Genomic DNA, 15,715 nt, shown 5'->3' with positions numbered 1-15,715 from the left:
TTTTTTAATCGTGCATAAACATGTTTTGGATTGCTTCATGAGAAGTTGTATTCTCTAATGCAACTAATAATTTAATACGTGCTTTTTGAGCGTTTAAACCGTATGTGAATACAATACCCATATCTTTTAATTGTTTGCCGCCACCTTCATATGAATATACATCTTGAACGATCCCATTGAAACAGCGAGAAACTAATACGACAGGAATTCCTTTATTTATTAGCCGTTCTAGACTAGGAAGTGTTCTTGGAGGTAAATTACCTTGTCCAAGCGCTTCAATAACAATCCCGTCTACTGGAAGATTTTCAATTGCTGCTAACAATGTATCGTCCATACCAGCGTACGCTTTTAGAACGACTACATTTTTAGAAACCTTATTTACTGAATATGTTTCGTGATGTACTAAAGCATGGTGGAATACAACACCACGTTTTGTTACCATACCGATTGGTCCATACTGTGGACTTTGGAATGTTGCTACATTACTTGTATGTGTTTTCGTTACGTTTGTAGCGCAATGAATTTCGTCGTTTAATACGACTAAAACGCCTTTTTCGGCAGCTTCACTACTGCTAGCGACTTTTACAGCTGATAAGAAGTTATATAGACCATCAGCACCTAATTCATTGCTAGAGCGCATTGCGCCTGTTACAACGATCGGAATAGTTGCTTGTACTGTTAAATCTAAGAAATAGGCCGTTTCTTCTAATGTATCCGTACCATGCGTAATGACTACGCCATGAATGTTGTCTTGTTTTACTCTTTCATCAATGATGACTTGTAATTGTAACATTTCGCTCGGTGTCATATGAGGAGATGGTAGATGAAACACATCTTCAACGATTAAATCAACATCGCCTTCTAAATCAGGAATGAATTTTAAAAGAGGATTTTTTTCACCTGGTTGTACGACCCCAGTTTCTTTATCTTCCTCCATTGCAATTGTTCCACCTGTGTGTAAAACTAGGATTCTTTTCAATGCTTATACCCCTTTCAAGTAAAAAAATACATTTAGAACATAACATGTTTTGAGTAAATTCGACAATGGAAATGTATAAAAGTATGCCTCGAAAATGACAATAAAATGAAATGCTATATGTACGATGTATAAAATTACGAAACGAAATGTGCAAATACAGTATAGGAGGGAGCCATTACGTTGAAAAAGATGGAGAGAATGCTTATTCGTATATTAATAATACAATTCATTTGTCTTTCTGTTGTGCAATTGTTATTTATACATAAGTCATCAGTGAAATATTTATCTAAAATTGTTTATTATGAAGGTGTCATGGTAAAAAACAAAGCAGAAATCTTACAGGTGAATAGGTAGTTTTCATTTTCTTCTATGAAGGATTATGCTACAATAATTGAGGATTTAATGACGTGAAGCAAATGAGAAGAAGCAGGAGAATACCTGCTTTTCGTTTTGTTTTATAAGTGAAAAAATGAGGTGTTACAATGGATAAACGAATTTCAATTGCTATAGATGGTCCAGCAGCTGCTGGAAAAAGTACAGTTGCGAAAGTTGTAGCGAAGAAGCTTTCTTACGTTTATATTGATACAGGCGCAATGTATCGTACGATTACATACGCAGCCCTTGAGCAAAAAGTGGATATTGAAAATGAAGAGCAGTTAATGGAAGTTGTAAAAAATGTGAAAATCGAGTTTCAGCAAGGAGAAAATACACAACTTGTATTTTTAAATGGACAAGATGTTTCTGAAGTAATTCGTACACCTGAGGTAACGAATCGAGTATCGATTGTGGCGAAACATCGCCTTGTTCGTGAAGAAATGGTACGCCGTCAACAAGAGTTAGCGGAAAAAGGCGGCGTTGTAATGGATGGTCGTGATATTGGTACACATGTGTTACCAGATGCTGAAGTGAAGATCTTTATGCTTGCTTCTGTTGAAGAAAGAGCAGAAAGAAGACATTTAGAAAATATGAATAAAGGTTTCGATTCTAATTTAGAGCAATTAAAAGAAGAAATTGCTCAGCGTGATAAATTAGATTCAGAACGCGAAGTTTCTCCTCTAAAAAAAGCTGATGATGCATTGGAATTAGATACAACTTCTTTATCAATTGAAGAAGTTGTCCAAAAAATTATGGGTATTGTTTCGGGAGTGTTTGCGAAATAAAGAAAGGGGGGAGCCTCTTTCTTTTTTGTTTATATAAAAATGTAAAGGATACGTGAATTGTGAGTCTCTTTCCTTGACAAATGACTGGATTTATAAGAAGTTAGTTAAAGAGGAATAAAACTGTCAGAATATATTCGCTATTATATTTCAAAACATACTTTCTTCAACATGATTTTGCTGTATACTATTTATATAGGTTTAATATATTTTCTAGTGAAATGTATGAAGCTTACGTATGTGATGATAAATTCTTAAACATGCAAATGAAAACAATTGTTTTCATTTCGTATATACATAAAAAATGCTTTGTCAATTCTGTAGGGAGGTATTTCCATGGTAGAGAAAATGAATGAAGAAGTTATGGATTCAAAAGAATTACAAGTTGGTGACGTTGTTACAGGTACTGTAACGAAAGTTGAAGAGAAACAAGTGCTTGTAAATGTTGGATACAAAACAGATGGCGTAATTCCAATTAGTGAATTAGCTAACGTTCATATTGAAAAAGCAAGCGATGTTGTAGAATTAGATCAAACACTAGAATTAAAGGTTATTAAGTTAGAAGAGGATGATCTTGTATTATCTAAACGTGCTGTTGATGCAGAAAAAGCATGGGTAGAATTACAAGAGAAATTTACTTCTGGTCACGTATTTGATGTTACCGTAAAAGATATCGTGAATGGTGGATTAGTTGTGGACCTTGGTGTTCGTGGCTTTATACCAGCTTCACTTGTAGAAGTACATTATGTAGAAGATTTTACTGACTATAAAGGCAAAACATTAGCCGTGAAAATTGTTGAATTGGACCGTGAAAAAAATCGTGTAATCCTTTCGCATAAAGCGGTAGTAGAATTAGAACTAGATTCTAAGAAGAAAGAAGCAATTTCTTCATTAAAAGAAGGCGACGTTGTTGAAGGGACAGTACAACGACTAACGGATTTTGGTGCTTTCGTTAATGTTGGCGGTGTGGACGGTTTAGTTCATATTTCACAAATTTCACACGAACGTGTAGAGCAACCTTCTGAAGTATTAGAGCAAGGTCAAAAGGTAAAAGTAAAGGTATTATCTGTTGATGCTGACACACAACGTATTTCTTTATCAATTAAAGCAGCTCAACCGGGACCTTGGGAAAATGTTGGTGGCGAAGTAAAAGCTGGAGATATTCGTGAAGGAGTAGTAAAACGTCTTGTTACATTCGGTGCATTCGTTGAAATTTTACCGGGCGTTGAAGGTCTTGTGCATGTATCTCAAATTGCAAATCGTCACGTGAAAAATCCAAATGAAGTATTGGAAATGGGACAAGAAGTAAAAGTGAAAGTGCTTGAAGTGCATGTAGCAGAGAAACGTATTTCTTTAAGTATAAAAGAAGCGCTTGAGGAAAATAATGTAACTGAAGATTATAGTCAGTATGAACCGAATGCTGATTCTGCTACTTTCCAATTAAGTGACATTATTGGTGAACAACTGAAAAAATTAAAAAAATAAAGAGGGGTACAAGTGGTAAGGGCAAAACGTAAATTAGATCATATTGAATACGCTCTTTCTACTGGTCAGTCTCGTACGCATGGCTTTCATGATATTGATTTTGTGCATCAAAGCTTGCCAAATTCAAATTATGACACAATAACATGTGAAACAAAAATCGGCGAACTTTCACTAAGTTCGCCGATTTTTATCAATGCGATGACTGGTGGTGGAGGAGAGAAAACGTTACATATTAATGAGCAATTAGCATATGTAGCGAAACGTCATAACCTTGCTATGGCTGTAGGATCGCAAATGGCAGCGTTAAAAGATGAAAGTGAGGCTGCTTCTTATAAGATTATTAGAAAGGTAAATCCAAATGGTATTTTCTTTGCTAATTTAGGTAGTGAGGCAACTGTTGAACAGGCAGAGCGTGCTGTTGATATGGTTGAAGCGAATGCATTGCAAATTCATTTAAATGTCATACAAGAGTTAACGATGCCAGAAGGAGACCGTGACTTTACTGGTGTACTTCAGCGTATTGAGAAAATTGTTTTAAATAGTAAAGTTCCTGTCATTGTAAAAGAAGTTGGATTTGGGATGAGTAAGGAAACAATGCAACAGTTAGCGAGCGTAGGTGTAACGGCAATTGATATTGGCGGACAAGGTGGTACGAATTTTGCTGCTGTTGAAAATGAAAGAAGACAGCGAATGCTTTCTTATTTTAATAACTGGGGCATACAAACAGCTACCTCGATTATTGAAGCAACCTCTACAAATAATAACCTCTCTTTTATTGCATCTGGGGGTATACAAACAGCGCTTGACGTAGCGAAAGCAATCGCATTAGGGGCGAATACAACTGCTTTTGCTGGATACTTTTTACGCATTTTAATGCAAGATGGCATCGAGAAGTTAGTGGATGAAATTGATCTATTACATGCAGACTTGAAATTTATTATGACAGCTCTTGGCGCGAAGACGATAGAAGAGTTACAGTCTGTTCCTCTTGTTGTAAAGGGCGAAACGTATCATTGGTTAACGCAGCGTGGCATTGATACGACGCATTATAGTAGAAGATAAAAAATCGACCGTTTGGTTGATTTTTTTGTTTTCTATTCATTTTAGTAATATAAAGCGAGGGATGGAATTGATATTCTAGAAAAATGAAATAATTCCTATATATAAACAGTATCTTGTAAAATTTGCGACTGAGAAATGTAGATAATGTGCCATTGAATTATTGCAGAAGGTTTAATTTTTCTAAGAAAAATAGGTATGGATAAAAATAAAGTTTAGAAAGATTTGTATGTGAAATGTTATTTCAATATGAATAGAAATTATGAAGAAATATGTAAAAGACGGTTTCGTACAATATCGAAACCGTCTTTTTGTATTCATTAGTGCTGATTCTGTTTTCGAGCTTGCTCAGGTGTATCAAGTCCAGTTGCACCCGGATATTGTAGTGATTGGTCACGATCAGATTCAACGCGGCGAGATTCTCTTAGTTTTTTTTCTTGACGATCTTTACCCATAATGAATAGCACCTCCTTATTAAAAGTGTTGCTGTTATATGAAAAAACTATGCGCGAAGAAAGTGGATTAACTTTCATAAAAAGTTCCCATAATGGAAAACATAGGAGGTGAAATGATGGAAGGGAGTACTTTTTATTTTGTAGCTTGGATAGGGTGGATTGTCGTAACATTTTTTATGAAAAAGGACTCTATTCGGTGGAAGATAAGCGCCTGTATATTGATTTTTATTATTTGTTCTCCGTTACATGTAACGATTGCTTCATTTACGGTATCAGTAAATGCACTTTTACTTTCTGGTATAGCTTTTATAGGACTCACGCTCTATTCTATTTGGAAAAAATTATATAGCTTACTTTCGGCACTTATTATTGCAATGTTATATACAAGTTTTCATTTGTTAGAAGTATATGATCCAATTTGGATTGTGGTGGACAGGTTGTTTTTGTTAAGTAGCGCTCTTGTATATGCATCCGTTTTATTACATGAGGATCGCATATTACGACTATGTTCTCTTTATATAGGAATGTTACAGGGAGAATTGTTTGTGACAATTATTTTTCGGAAACTGCATTTTCCTTACGATTACGGTAGTTTAGCGTTTTTTGATATCGTTGCTGTTTCTACATTATTCATGGCAATTTTATTTTGGATTGCGAAAGTCTCCGTACACATGGAACAGTTTAAGAGGAAAACACGTAAAAGAAAGGCGAGGGTAATACATGATTGAATATACACCGGCCATTTTATGCGGCGTAATAGCAGGGACAGTAACGAGAGTGCTCATGCTTCGGACAGATACCCGGCAATATCCGACGAGGCTCCACGGGAAAATTATTCATATTGCGATGGGGTTAATTGCGGCGGCTTTAGGAGCGATTGCAATTCCGTCTATATTGAAAAAAGATTTTTCTGCCATTACGTTTCTTACGTTAGCAGCAACACAGTTTCGTGATGTGCGTAATATGGAAAGAAATACACTTCAACAATTAGATGGTTATGAGCTTGTACCACGTGGGAATACATATATTGAAGGAATTGCATTAGTTTTTGAAAGTCGCAACTATTTGGCGATGTTAACGTCGTTTGTAACGACGTTTGCTTATATAGGGTTCCGTTCATGGATTGCTGGAGTCGTTATGGCTATCATCGCATTTTTTATCGCGAAAACATTAATGTCTGGTAAGAGGTTGCATGATCTTGTTGATATCGAGCATGTTCCACTTCGTTTTGAAGGGGCGGGGCTATATATTGATAATATTTACATTATGAATATTGGATTGCCAGCAAGACAAGAGGAAATTATGAAATATGGAATGGGCTTTATTTTAAGACCGAAATCAATTGATGCGATGGTGACAATCTCAAACTTAGGGCAACGACAAGCTATTTTACATGATGTTTCTGTTGCTTTAGGGATTTATAGAGATTCTGGTACGCCGGCACTTGCGCCGCTAGCAAAGCGTGATTTAGAGGATGGCAGGGTTGGAATCTTTGTCTTACCACAAGATCAAGATGTGGAGAAAGCAATAGGTGTCATAGGGAACGTGCCGACGTTAGAAAGTGCTGTTCATATGTCATCGGAAGCCCCGAAAGGAAGGGGAGATAAGAGATGATGTTAGAAAGTGTAATTCTTGCAGTTATTACAACGACTCCGGAGAAATTTGCTGGTGGTGCCCCTCTGTTTACTTGTGAATCGACAGAGGAGTTAGAATTTGTTGCAAATAATTTAGAGGCAATTCTAGATGGCATTGCGCATCGCTTACAAGAGAATGTATATATTATTGTGAAACATTAGCAACGTGTGTTATAATGTGAGGTGTTTTGATACGCTGAGAAATATTCTGGAATGCAAATCCCTTCTTGCACAAAGAAGGGTTTTTTACATAATAAACAGAAGCAAGTTGAAAGGATGAAAGTATATGCCGAAACCAGTAATAGCAATAGTAGGCCGCCCGAACGTAGGGAAATCTACTATTTTCAATAGAATTGTTGGAGAGAGAGTTTCAATTGTAGAAGATATTCCAGGTGTAACGCGCGATCGTATTTATAGCGCTGGAGAATGGTTAAATCATGAATTTAACATTATTGATACAGGTGGAATTGATATTGGAGACGAGCCATTTTTGACACAAATTCGTCAACAAGCTGAAGTGGCAATTGATGAAGCGGATGTTATCATTTTTATGACAAATGGTCGTGACGGTGTAACAGCAGCTGATGAAGAAGTTGCGAAAATATTATATCGTTCAAATAAACCGGTTGTACTTGCAGTAAATAAAGTGGACAATCCGGAAATGCGCAGTGACATTTATGATTTCTATGCATTAGGATTTGGTGAGCCATTCCCAATTTCAGGTACACACGGATTAGGATTAGGTGACTTATTAGACGAAGCTGCACAGCATTTTCCAAAGATTGAAGAAGACGGATATGATGAAGATACAATTCGTTTCTCTTTAATTGGACGTCCAAACGTAGGGAAATCATCACTTGTAAATGCTCTTCTTGGTCAAGAGCGTGTAATTGTTAGTAATGTAGCAGGAACAACTCGTGATGCTGTCGATACACCATATAGTAAAGATGGAAAAGATTATGTAATTATTGATACAGCTGGTATGCGTAAAAAAGGGAAAGTGTATGAAAGTACAGAAAAGTATAGTGTACTTCGTGCACTAAGAGCGATTGAACGTTCTGACGTTGTTTTAGTCGTTTTAGACGGTGAAGAAGGAATTATTGAACAAGATAAAAAAATCGCTGGATACGCTCATGATTCAGGGCGAGCTGTCGTGATCGTTGTAAACAAATGGGACGCAGTGAAAAAAGACGAGAAAACAATGAAAGCATTTGAAGAAAACATCCGTGCTCATTTCCAATTTTTAGAGTACGCACCGATTGTATTCTTATCTGCAAAAACGAGAAAACGTACACAAACGTTAATACCGGTTATTGATGAGGTAAATGAAAGCCATAGTATCCGTATTCAAACGAACGTATTAAATGATGTAATTATGGATGCGGTAGCGATGAATCCAACGCCAACGCATAATGGTAGTCGTCTGAAGATTTTCTATGCAACACAAGTTGCGGTAAAACCACCAACATTTGTTGTGTTTGTAAACGATCCAGAACTATTGCACTTCTCATATGAGCGCTTCTTAAAGAATCGTTTACGTGAATCATTCGGCTTTGTAGGAACACCGATTCACATTATCGCTAGAGCAAGAGACTAATGGAGAGGATGTGATTTTATGACAAAAATCACAGTAGTTGGAGCAGGTAGCTGGGGAACAGCGTTAGCGATGGTATTAGCTGACAATGGGCATGATGTACGTATTTGGGGAAATCGTTCTGAACTTATGGATGAGATTAATACAAAACATGAGAATAGTCGATATCTCCCAGGAATTACATTGCCAAGCACAATCGTAGCCTACTCTTCTTTAGAAGAAGCATTAGTAGATGTAAATGTAGTACTTCTTGTAGTACCAACGAAAGCGTATAGAGAAGTACTGCAAGATATGAAGAAATATGTAGCGGGCCCCACTACTTGGATTCATGCAAGTAAAGGAATTGAACCTGGTACGTCAAAACGTATTTCGGAAGTGATTGAGGAAGAAATTCCAGAGGACTTGATTAAAGATGTTGTTGTACTGTCTGGACCGAGTCATGCTGAAGAAGTAGGGTTGCGCCAAGCGACAACTGTTACGTCTGCAGCAAAGCGTATGGAAGCGGCTGAGGAAGTACAAGATTTGTTTATGAATAGTTACTTCCGTGTATACACAAATCCAGATATCGTTGGAGTTGAACTTGGTGGTGCGTTAAAAAATATTATCGCATTAGCTGCTGGGATAACTGATGGTCTTGGATTAGGGGATAATGCGAAAGCGGCATTAATGACGCGTGGTTTAACGGAGATTGCTCGTTTAGGAAGAAAAATGGGTGGAAATCCGTTAACGTTTGCTGGACTAACTGGTATGGGTGACTTAATTGTAACTTGTACAAGTGTTCATAGCCGAAATTGGCGTGCTGGAAATATGCTTGGAAAAGGACACTCTTTAGAAGAAGTGTTAGAAAGTATGGGTATGGTTGTCGAAGGTGTAAGAACAACGAAAGCTGCTCATGAATTGGCAGAAAAAATGGAAGTAGAAATGCCAATTACAGCTGCTTTATATGATGTGCTATTCAATGGGAATAATGTAAAAGATGCAGTAGGCTCATTAATGGGGCGTGTTCGAAAACACGAAGTGGAAGCTATACCTGACTTACTTTAAAGAAAAGCGACAGAAGTACATTTGTACTTCTGTCGCTTTTTATTTTTTGGGTCTTTTCACCATTTTTTTATTTTTGCATAGGATGAAGAGTAACTTGAGGAGAGGGTGAAAAGAATGGATAACAACATTTTTAATAACATTGAAAAAGAAGCGAAAGTGAATAAAGAAGATATTTTTAAATTAGCATCATCGGTACAAAATGCGAATTTACGTGATGAGACTGTACTTCGTCAATTGATTCATCAGGTGGCTCTTATGGCAGGACGTGAAGTGCCGAAAGAACAAGAGGATCAAATTGTAAAAGCGATTATTAACAATAATATGCCGACAGATTTTGGCTCGTTAAGCAAAATGTTTAAAAAATAAAATATGAGAAACAAAGAGTTTGTAAATTGCATATGATAGCCATGAAAGTATGGGAATAGAGCTGTTTTGGGCATATTTGGTCAACCGAAGCGAGAGATATGCTCGCTTCGGTTTTATTTTTATCTAGACTGGTGGAAAATGCTGAAAAACCTATTGATTAAAACTACATATTCTCGATTTGTAGTAAAATGTTCTTTTTTGTATTTGTTTAAAGATTTTAATTTGTTAAAATAGTATAAAAATAGATTAATAAAAAGGGGTGTGTATATGTCGGAAGGGCTTATAAAAATGTGGTTTGCTTTAGGAGCAATTGGATTTATGTTTTTTGCAGTAAGTTTTATTTTACTAAGCAGATATAAAATAAAGAATAAAGTTTTGAAAGGGATTACAGCATTGGTAGCGTACACCCTCATGATTGTGTCAGGAATTGTTATTTTTCTTGTTGTATTTAGTGGTCCTGTACAGCAGTAAAGGGCATGGTACGGAGCGAGTTATATTAGTATGAAAAGGTGATTACTAGTGAAAAAAGTCCATATTATTTTAATATTTTGTTGTATGAGCATTTTAACAGGGTGTCTGTATCCAAAAGAAAATATGAAACAAAATGCTGTTCCTTATGAAGATCAGCTACAAGTCGTTCAAAAAGCTGTTGCGACATTTAAGGAGCAAAATGACGGGATATTGCCAATTAAGACGCGGGATATGAATACGCCTATTTATCAAAAATACCCAATCGATTTTCAAAAGATTTCTCCGCGTTACATACAAGAAGCACCAGGGAATGCCTATGAAAGCGGGGGAGTATATCAATACGTATTAATAGACGTTGAAACAAACCCAACAGTAAAATTAATTGATGTGAGGATGGCTGAACAAATTCAGCAATTATCATTAAAGCTGAGGATGTATCGAGATGAACATCAATATCCACCTTTTAAAAAGGTAATTTCAGATGGTGTGTATGAATTAGATTTCAAAAAACTTGGATATAAAGATGTACCGCAAGTGACAAGTCCATATTCTGGTAAAGGCCTTCCTTTTGTAATTAATGAGAAGGGAGAAATTTATGTTGATTATAGAATCGACTTATATGAAGCGTTGAAAAAAAATGAAGGGCAATTTAAGGAGGGGGAAGATATTCGAAATATACTTTCGAAAGATTCTCCGTTTGTACCTGCGTATTCTTTACCGTATACGGTAAAGAGTGGAGAACCAATTTTTTTAAAATCATAAGTCATGAACCTTTCTTTTAGTGAATAAGTTCTAGAAGAAAGGTTTTTTATGTTACACAACTTGCGATGCAAACAAAAGGTATTTTTTTAATAGTCATATGAAATTGGACAAAATTATATGATATATTGTCCGAACTTCTAGAATACCATTATATTATATCAGATATTATAGGCAACGTTAGAGAAGGTATTAGTTGACTATAAACGTGGAATTATTCCCAAAAATATTGAGGGAGGGAATCACTTGGAAAAGGTAGATATTTTTAAAGATATTGCGGAACGCACAGGCGGTGATATTTATTTTGGAGTTGTAGGAGCTGTTCGAACAGGGAAATCAACATTCATTAAAAAATTTATGGAACTTGTAGTTATTCCTAATATTGAAAATGAGTCTGACCGTCAAAGAGCGCAGGATGAACTACCTCAAAGTGCTGCTGGCCGTACAATTATGACGACGGAACCGAAATTTGTTCCAAACCAAGCGGTTTCTATCGAAGTAGATGAAGGTCTTGAAGTGAATATTCGATTAGTAGATTGCGTCGGATATACTGTTCCAGGAGCAAAAGGTTATGAAGATGAGAATGGCCCGCGCATGATTAATACTCCTTGGTATGAAGAACCTATTCCATTCCATGAAGCTGCAGAAATTGGAACACGTAAAGTAATTCAAGAACATTCAACAATTGGTGTTGTAATTACAACAGATGGAACGATTGGTGAAATTCCAAGAAGAGATTATATAGAGGCAGAAGAACGCGTCGTAAATGAGCTAAAAGAAGTCGGAAAACCTTTCATTATGATCATTAACACTGTACAGCCGTATCATCCAGATACAGAGCAATTGCGCCAAAGCTTATCTGAAGAATATGATATCCCAGTCATTGCGATGAGTGTTGAAAGTTTAAGAGAAACAGATGTATACAATGTACTTCGAGAGGCGTTATTCGAGTTCCCTGTTTTAGAAGTGAATGTGAACCTTCCGAGCTGGGTAATGGTGCTAAATGAAGGGCATTGGTTACGCCAAAGTTATCAAGAAGCCGTTCAAGAGACTGTGAAGGATATAAAACGTCTTCGTGATGTAGACCGTGTCGTATGGCAGTTTAGTCAGTATGAATTTATTGATCGAGCGAGCCTAGCTGGCATTGATATGGGGCAAGGCGTAGCAGAGATTGATTTATATGCACCAGATGAATTATATGATCAAATTTTAAAAGAAGTAGTAGGAGTAGAAATTCGAGGGAAAGATCATTTATTGAAGCTTATGCTCGATTTATCTCATGCGAAAATAGAATACGATCAAGTGGCGGATGCTCTGCGTATGGTCAAACAAACAGGATATGGTGTAGCGGCGCCTGCGTTAGCTGACATGAGTTTAGATGAACCAGAAATTATTCGTCACGGTTCAAGATTTGGTGTGAAATTAAAAGCTGTAGCTCCATCTATTCATATGATTAAAGTAGATGTGGAGTCTACGTTTGAGCCAATCATTGGTACGGAAAAACAAAGTGAAGAACTAGTTCGTTACTTAATGCAAGATTTTGAAGATGATCCATTATCAATTTGGAATTCTGATATATTTGGACGTTCACTGAGTTCTATTGTTCGGGAAGGCATTCAAGCGAAACTATCTTTAATGCCAGAAAATGCGAGATATAAATTAAAAGAAACGCTAGAAAGAATTATTAATGAAGGATCTGGCGGATTAATTGCGATTATATTATAAGAAAAAATCCCTCTCATCGTAGAGGGATTTTTTAATTTTCGCATATAGAATAGGAAAATAAACAGCTATTATCTAATATATTGTTGTAAATTGTCAAGTTTCATCAGATTTTCACATTTTAAGAGTAACAATTTCCTTAAAAATATTGAATTATAAAGGAGAATCGTATAATATAGGCGTTGATAATGATTTATCTACATCTTTGTAGTATAGAATTTGCAAAAATTGCCTACAAATGAAAGTAAGACTCATTTTATGATCATTATACAGTCTTATCTTTGGGAGGAGGTGAATGGCATGAACAAGACAGATTTAATCAATGCTGTTGCAGAAGCAAGTTCCCTTTCTAAAAAGGACGCAACAAAAGCAGTAGACGCTGTTTTTGATTCTATCTTAGAAGCTTTAAAACAAGGTGATAAAGTACAACTGATCGGATTCGGTAACTTCGAAGTTCGTGAGCGTGCGGCTCGTAAAGGTCGTAACCCACAAACAGGTGAGGAGATTGAAATCGCTGCAAGTAAAGTACCTGCATTCAAACCTGGTAAAGCGTTAAAAGATGCGGTTAAATAATCCTTACATATTAACAGGGAAGAAGAGTTTCCTTTTTGGAAACTCTTCTTTTTGCTTTTAAAAACATAAATATGCTAGAATGTGTTCGTATCACTTTTAGGTTTTCGGGAGGGCTAGCGGATGGCAAAAGTTAATTTAGAACAAATTGAACATGCAGTACGTCTTATTTTAGAGGCAATTGGAGATGATCCTAATCGAGAGGGAGTACTTGATACACCAAAGCGTGTTGCAAAAATGTACGCAGAAGTGTTCTCAGGTATGCATGAAGATCCGAAAGAACATTTACACAAAGTGTTCGGAGAAGATCATGAGGAGCTTGTACTAGTAAAAGATATACCGTTTTATTCGATGTGTGAGCATCATTTAGTTCCATTCTATGGAGTTGCTCACGTTGCATATATTCCGCAAGGCGGAAAAGTAACAGGGTTAAGTAAATTAGCTCGTACTGTAGATACAATTGCACGTCGTCCACAACTGCAAGAACGTATTACATCAACAGTAGCGAACTCTATTATGGAAGTACTAGAGCCGCATGGTGTAATGGTAGTAGTAGAAGCGGAACATATGTGTATGACGATGCGCGGTGTGAAAAAGCCAGGTGCAAAAACAGTAACAACAGCAGTACGTGGTGTGCTAGAAAATGATGCTGCAGCACGTAGTGAAATTTTATCTTTTATTAAAACGAAGTAAAGAAAAGTGGGAAACTGCTTTTCTTTTTTTTTTTTTGTAAATAAATGATATAGTTTTAGCGAGGCAGAGTGAGAATAGAAAGATTACTTAAAAGAATAGAAGATGTTATGTAGTTCGGTAGAAGTTTGGAAAGAGTAGCCAAGTTTTGGTTATAGAAAATAGAGTGTATGTGTTATAATAAGTTTTATGAATTAGAAAACAAGGGTGATTTTTGTGTGTGACATCTACGGAGGGTATGCGGGTATAAGAGAGAAATTGATGGTGAAATTACGCCATCCTTATTTTATAAACTATATTGAAGAACCATTTATTGACGAAGAGAAAATCGCATTGTTATATGGTGCTTTAAAAGGTGCAAATTTACATATAGAACAAATTGAGCATTATGTAGTGACGATTATGCTTGTGCAAATTGCGCTTGATACACATGAAAGAGTATCAAATAAAGCAGGGGAAGAAGCGAATGAATCGCATAAGCGTCGCCAGTTAACAGTGCTTGCTGGTGATTACTATAGCGGGTTATATTATTACTTATTGTCTATGAATCATGATATTGTTTTAATTCGTGCGCTTGCTGAAGGAATTAAAGAAATTAATGAACACAAAATAATGTTATATCAAAAAGCGCATAAAACGGTGGATGACATAATGGAGAGTGTAGTAATGATTGAGTCTGCACTGTTGCAAAAAACATGTGATCATTTTCATTTAGCGCATTGGAAGCCGTTTATAACATATGTACTAGGGAAAAATCGTCTCCAAAAAGAATGTGAACTACATGTTAATAAACAACATTCACCTGTTTTTCAAGCTGTTCAAGGGATTGTGAACGATAAAGCAGATGCAGAAACAGTTATGAATGGATGGATGATGAAACTTAGGAAGAAAGAAAATCAATTTTTAGAAAATCACACAGATATAAGCGAAATAAACTCTGTGTTAAGAGATACATCGAAGACATAAGCAATTTTACATTGGAAGAAGGTACGAGCATGCAACAATCAAAAGAAGAAAGAGTACATGATGTATTTGAGAAAATCTCTGATAAATACGATGTGATGAATTCTGTAATTAGTTTTCAAAGACATAAAGCGTGGCGCAAAGAGACGATGCGCATTATGGATGTAAAACCAGGTAGTAAAGCGCTTGATGTATGTTGCGGAACAGCGGACTGGACAATTGCGCTAGCTGGAGCGGTGGGTGAACAGGGCAAGGTTGTTGGTTTAGACTTCAGCGAAAATATGTTATCTGTTGGTAAGCAAAAGGTAGAAGCGTTACAATTAAAACAAGTAGAACTTCTGCACGGGAATGCAATGGAACTTCCATTTGAAGATGACACGTTTGATTATGTAACGATTGGATTTGGTTTACGTAATGTACCGGATTATATGCACGTATTAAAAGAAATGACACGTGTAGTAAAACCAGGTGGAAAAGTAATTTGTTTAGAAACATCTCAACCAACAATGATTGGTTTTCGACAAGGTTATATTTTATACTTTAAATATATCATGCCGTTATTTGGAAAGTTATTTGCGAAAAGTTATAAAGAATATTCATGGCTACAAGAATCTGCTAGTACATTCCCAGGTATGAAAGAATTGGCTAATATGTTCGAAAAAGCTGGACTTGAACGTGTGCAAGTGAAGCCATTTACTTTTGGGGTAGCAGCGATGCATTTAGGCATGAAACCAGAATCAAAATAGAAAAAAGAAGTTTTAGGTTAA

The 15,715-nt window shown here is 36.3% G+C and carries 19 protein-coding genes; 17 read left to right on the top strand and 2 right to left on the bottom strand.

Annotated elements, in window-relative coordinates; translation table 11 throughout:
- Window positions 1–4: 4 nt before the first annotated feature.
- The gene (gene ansA, locus BAQ46_RS21675; protein ID WP_000822020.1) at window positions 5–979 is read right to left on the bottom strand and encodes an asparaginase; all 975 of its coding nucleotides are present in this window, start codon (window positions 977–979) and stop codon (window positions 5–7) included.
- Window positions 980–1,159: 180 nt separating this feature from the next.
- On the opposite strand from ansA, the gene BAQ46_RS30435 reads away from it, so the two are divergent.
- The 4 genes from BAQ46_RS30435 (at window position 1,160) to BAQ46_RS21655 (ending at window position 4,683) form a co-directional block, all read left to right on the top strand.
- Window positions 1,160–1,333, top strand: a complete 174-nt coding sequence (locus tag BAQ46_RS30435) for a YpfB family protein (RefSeq protein WP_000738061.1) — start codon at window positions 1,160–1,162, stop codon at window positions 1,331–1,333.
- A 128-nt stretch (window positions 1,334–1,461) separates the two neighbouring features.
- On the top strand, window positions 1,462–2,139 hold the full coding sequence (gene cmk, locus BAQ46_RS21665) for a (d)CMP kinase (protein WP_000361264.1): 678 nt from the start codon (window positions 1,462–1,464) through the stop codon (window positions 2,137–2,139).
- Window positions 2,140–2,472: 333 nt separating this feature from the next.
- Window positions 2,473–3,621: a 30S ribosomal protein S1 gene (gene rpsA / locus BAQ46_RS21660; protein WP_000229577.1), complete on the top strand. Its 1,149-nt coding sequence runs from the start codon at window positions 2,473–2,475 to the stop codon at window positions 3,619–3,621.
- A 12-nt stretch (window positions 3,622–3,633) separates the two neighbouring features.
- A complete protein-coding gene (locus BAQ46_RS21655) occupies window positions 3,634–4,683 on the top strand; it encodes a type 2 isopentenyl-diphosphate Delta-isomerase (protein ID WP_000251042.1) in 1,050 nt (349 codons plus the stop codon).
- Window positions 4,684–5,000: 317 nt separating this feature from the next.
- On the opposite strand, the gene BAQ46_RS30165 is transcribed toward BAQ46_RS21655, so the two are convergent.
- The gene (locus BAQ46_RS30165; protein ID WP_000513898.1) at window positions 5,001–5,135 is read right to left on the bottom strand and encodes a YpzI family protein; all 135 of its coding nucleotides are present in this window, start codon (window positions 5,133–5,135) and stop codon (window positions 5,001–5,003) included.
- Between the two features lie 116 nt (window positions 5,136–5,251).
- Here BAQ46_RS30165 and BAQ46_RS21645 point away from each other — a divergent pair, with 116 nt between their 5' ends.
- The 13 genes from BAQ46_RS21645 (at window position 5,252) to menG (ending at window position 15,694) form a co-directional block, all read left to right on the top strand.
- Entirely contained in the window at window positions 5,252–5,863 is a 612-nt protein-coding gene (locus BAQ46_RS21645) for a YphA family membrane protein (RefSeq protein WP_000399224.1), read from the top strand.
- Complete coding sequence (locus BAQ46_RS21640) at window positions 5,856–6,749, top strand: YIEGIA family protein (protein ID WP_000575282.1); 894 nt, start codon at window positions 5,856–5,858, stop codon at window positions 6,747–6,749. Before BAQ46_RS21645 ends, BAQ46_RS21640 begins: the two co-directional genes overlap by 8 nt.
- A complete protein-coding gene (locus BAQ46_RS21635) occupies window positions 6,746–6,931 on the top strand; it encodes a capping complex subunit for YIEGIA (RefSeq protein WP_000979054.1) in 186 nt (61 codons plus the stop codon). The genes BAQ46_RS21640 and BAQ46_RS21635 overlap by 4 nt, the downstream gene beginning before the upstream one ends.
- 124 nt (window positions 6,932–7,055) lie before the next feature.
- Window positions 7,056–8,366 carry a ribosome biogenesis GTPase Der gene (gene der / locus BAQ46_RS21630; RefSeq protein WP_001125893.1) on the top strand — a complete coding sequence of 437 codons (1,311 nt, stop codon included), beginning with the start codon at window positions 7,056–7,058 and terminating at the stop codon, window positions 8,364–8,366.
- Between the two features lie 18 nt (window positions 8,367–8,384).
- Complete coding sequence (locus BAQ46_RS21625) at window positions 8,385–9,407, top strand: NAD(P)H-dependent glycerol-3-phosphate dehydrogenase (protein WP_000161776.1); 1,023 nt, start codon at window positions 8,385–8,387, stop codon at window positions 9,405–9,407.
- A gap of 114 nt (window positions 9,408–9,521) precedes the next feature.
- On the top strand, window positions 9,522–9,773 hold the full coding sequence (locus BAQ46_RS21620) for a stage VI sporulation protein F (protein WP_000369754.1): 252 nt from the start codon (window positions 9,522–9,524) through the stop codon (window positions 9,771–9,773).
- Between the two features lie 267 nt (window positions 9,774–10,040).
- On the top strand, window positions 10,041–10,244 hold the full coding sequence (locus BAQ46_RS21615) for a DUF2768 domain-containing protein (protein ID WP_001288998.1): 204 nt from the start codon (window positions 10,041–10,043) through the stop codon (window positions 10,242–10,244).
- A gap of 48 nt (window positions 10,245–10,292) precedes the next feature.
- Window positions 10,293–11,006, top strand: a complete 714-nt coding sequence (locus BAQ46_RS21610; RefSeq protein ID WP_000755470.1) for a hypothetical protein — start codon at window positions 10,293–10,295, stop codon at window positions 11,004–11,006.
- 243 nt (window positions 11,007–11,249) lie between these two features.
- Window positions 11,250–12,728 carry a stage IV sporulation protein A gene (gene spoIVA, locus BAQ46_RS21605; RefSeq protein ID WP_000416519.1) on the top strand — a complete coding sequence of 493 codons (1,479 nt, stop codon included), beginning with the start codon at window positions 11,250–11,252 and terminating at the stop codon, window positions 12,726–12,728.
- A 297-nt stretch (window positions 12,729–13,025) separates the two neighbouring features.
- Complete coding sequence (locus BAQ46_RS21600; protein ID WP_001043860.1) at window positions 13,026–13,298, top strand: HU family DNA-binding protein; 273 nt, start codon at window positions 13,026–13,028, stop codon at window positions 13,296–13,298.
- Window positions 13,299–13,418: 120 nt separating this feature from the next.
- Window positions 13,419–13,988: a GTP cyclohydrolase I FolE gene (folE, locus tag BAQ46_RS21595; RefSeq protein ID WP_001151482.1), complete on the top strand. Its 570-nt coding sequence runs from the start codon at window positions 13,419–13,421 to the stop codon at window positions 13,986–13,988.
- A gap of 213 nt (window positions 13,989–14,201) precedes the next feature.
- The gene (locus BAQ46_RS21590; RefSeq protein ID WP_061130496.1) at window positions 14,202–14,951 is read left to right on the top strand and encodes a heptaprenyl diphosphate synthase component 1; all 750 of its coding nucleotides are present in this window, start codon (window positions 14,202–14,204) and stop codon (window positions 14,949–14,951) included.
- Between the two features lie 29 nt (window positions 14,952–14,980).
- On the top strand, window positions 14,981–15,694 hold the full coding sequence (gene menG / locus BAQ46_RS21585) for a 2-heptaprenyl-1,4-naphthoquinone methyltransferase (protein ID WP_001187663.1): 714 nt from the start codon (window positions 14,981–14,983) through the stop codon (window positions 15,692–15,694).
- The last annotated feature ends 21 nt before the right edge of the window (window positions 15,695–15,715 follow it).

The sequence above is a fragment of the Bacillus paranthracis genome (genome assembly GCF_001883995.1).
Classification (GTDB): Bacteria; Bacillota; Bacilli; order Bacillales; family Bacillaceae_G; genus Bacillus_A; species Bacillus_A paranthracis.
This window is presented reverse-complemented; position numbering and strand designations above follow the sequence as displayed.

Excerpts from the sequence above, each read along its gene's own strand:
- BAQ46_RS30165 (WP_000513898.1), bottom strand. The coding sequence starts at position 5,135 with ATGGGTAAAGATCGTCAAGAAAAAAAACTAAGAGAATCTCGCCGCGTT.
- menG (WP_001187663.1), top strand. The coding sequence starts at position 14,981 with ATGCAACAATCAAAAGAAGAAAGAGTACATGATGTATTTGAGAAAATC.
- BAQ46_RS21600 (WP_001043860.1), top strand. The coding sequence starts at position 13,026 with ATGAACAAGACAGATTTAATCAATGCTGTTGCAGAAGCAAGTTCCCTT.
- cmk (WP_000361264.1), top strand. The coding sequence starts at position 1,462 with ATGGATAAACGAATTTCAATTGCTATAGATGGTCCAGCAGCTGCTGGA.
- der (WP_001125893.1), top strand. The coding sequence starts at position 7,056 with ATGCCGAAACCAGTAATAGCAATAGTAGGCCGCCCGAACGTAGGGAAA.
- BAQ46_RS21640 (WP_000575282.1), top strand. The coding sequence starts at position 5,856 with ATGATTGAATATACACCGGCCATTTTATGCGGCGTAATAGCAGGGACA.
- folE (WP_001151482.1), top strand. The coding sequence starts at position 13,419 with ATGGCAAAAGTTAATTTAGAACAAATTGAACATGCAGTACGTCTTATT.
- BAQ46_RS21635 (WP_000979054.1), top strand. The coding sequence starts at position 6,746 with ATGATGTTAGAAAGTGTAATTCTTGCAGTTATTACAACGACTCCGGAG.
- BAQ46_RS21620 (WP_000369754.1), top strand. The coding sequence starts at position 9,522 with ATGGATAACAACATTTTTAATAACATTGAAAAAGAAGCGAAAGTGAAT.
- BAQ46_RS21645 (WP_000399224.1), top strand. The coding sequence starts at position 5,252 with ATGGAAGGGAGTACTTTTTATTTTGTAGCTTGGATAGGGTGGATTGTC.
- rpsA (WP_000229577.1), top strand. The coding sequence starts at position 2,473 with ATGGTAGAGAAAATGAATGAAGAAGTTATGGATTCAAAAGAATTACAA.
- BAQ46_RS21615 (WP_001288998.1), top strand. The coding sequence starts at position 10,041 with ATGTCGGAAGGGCTTATAAAAATGTGGTTTGCTTTAGGAGCAATTGGA.
- BAQ46_RS21625 (WP_000161776.1), top strand. The coding sequence starts at position 8,385 with ATGACAAAAATCACAGTAGTTGGAGCAGGTAGCTGGGGAACAGCGTTA.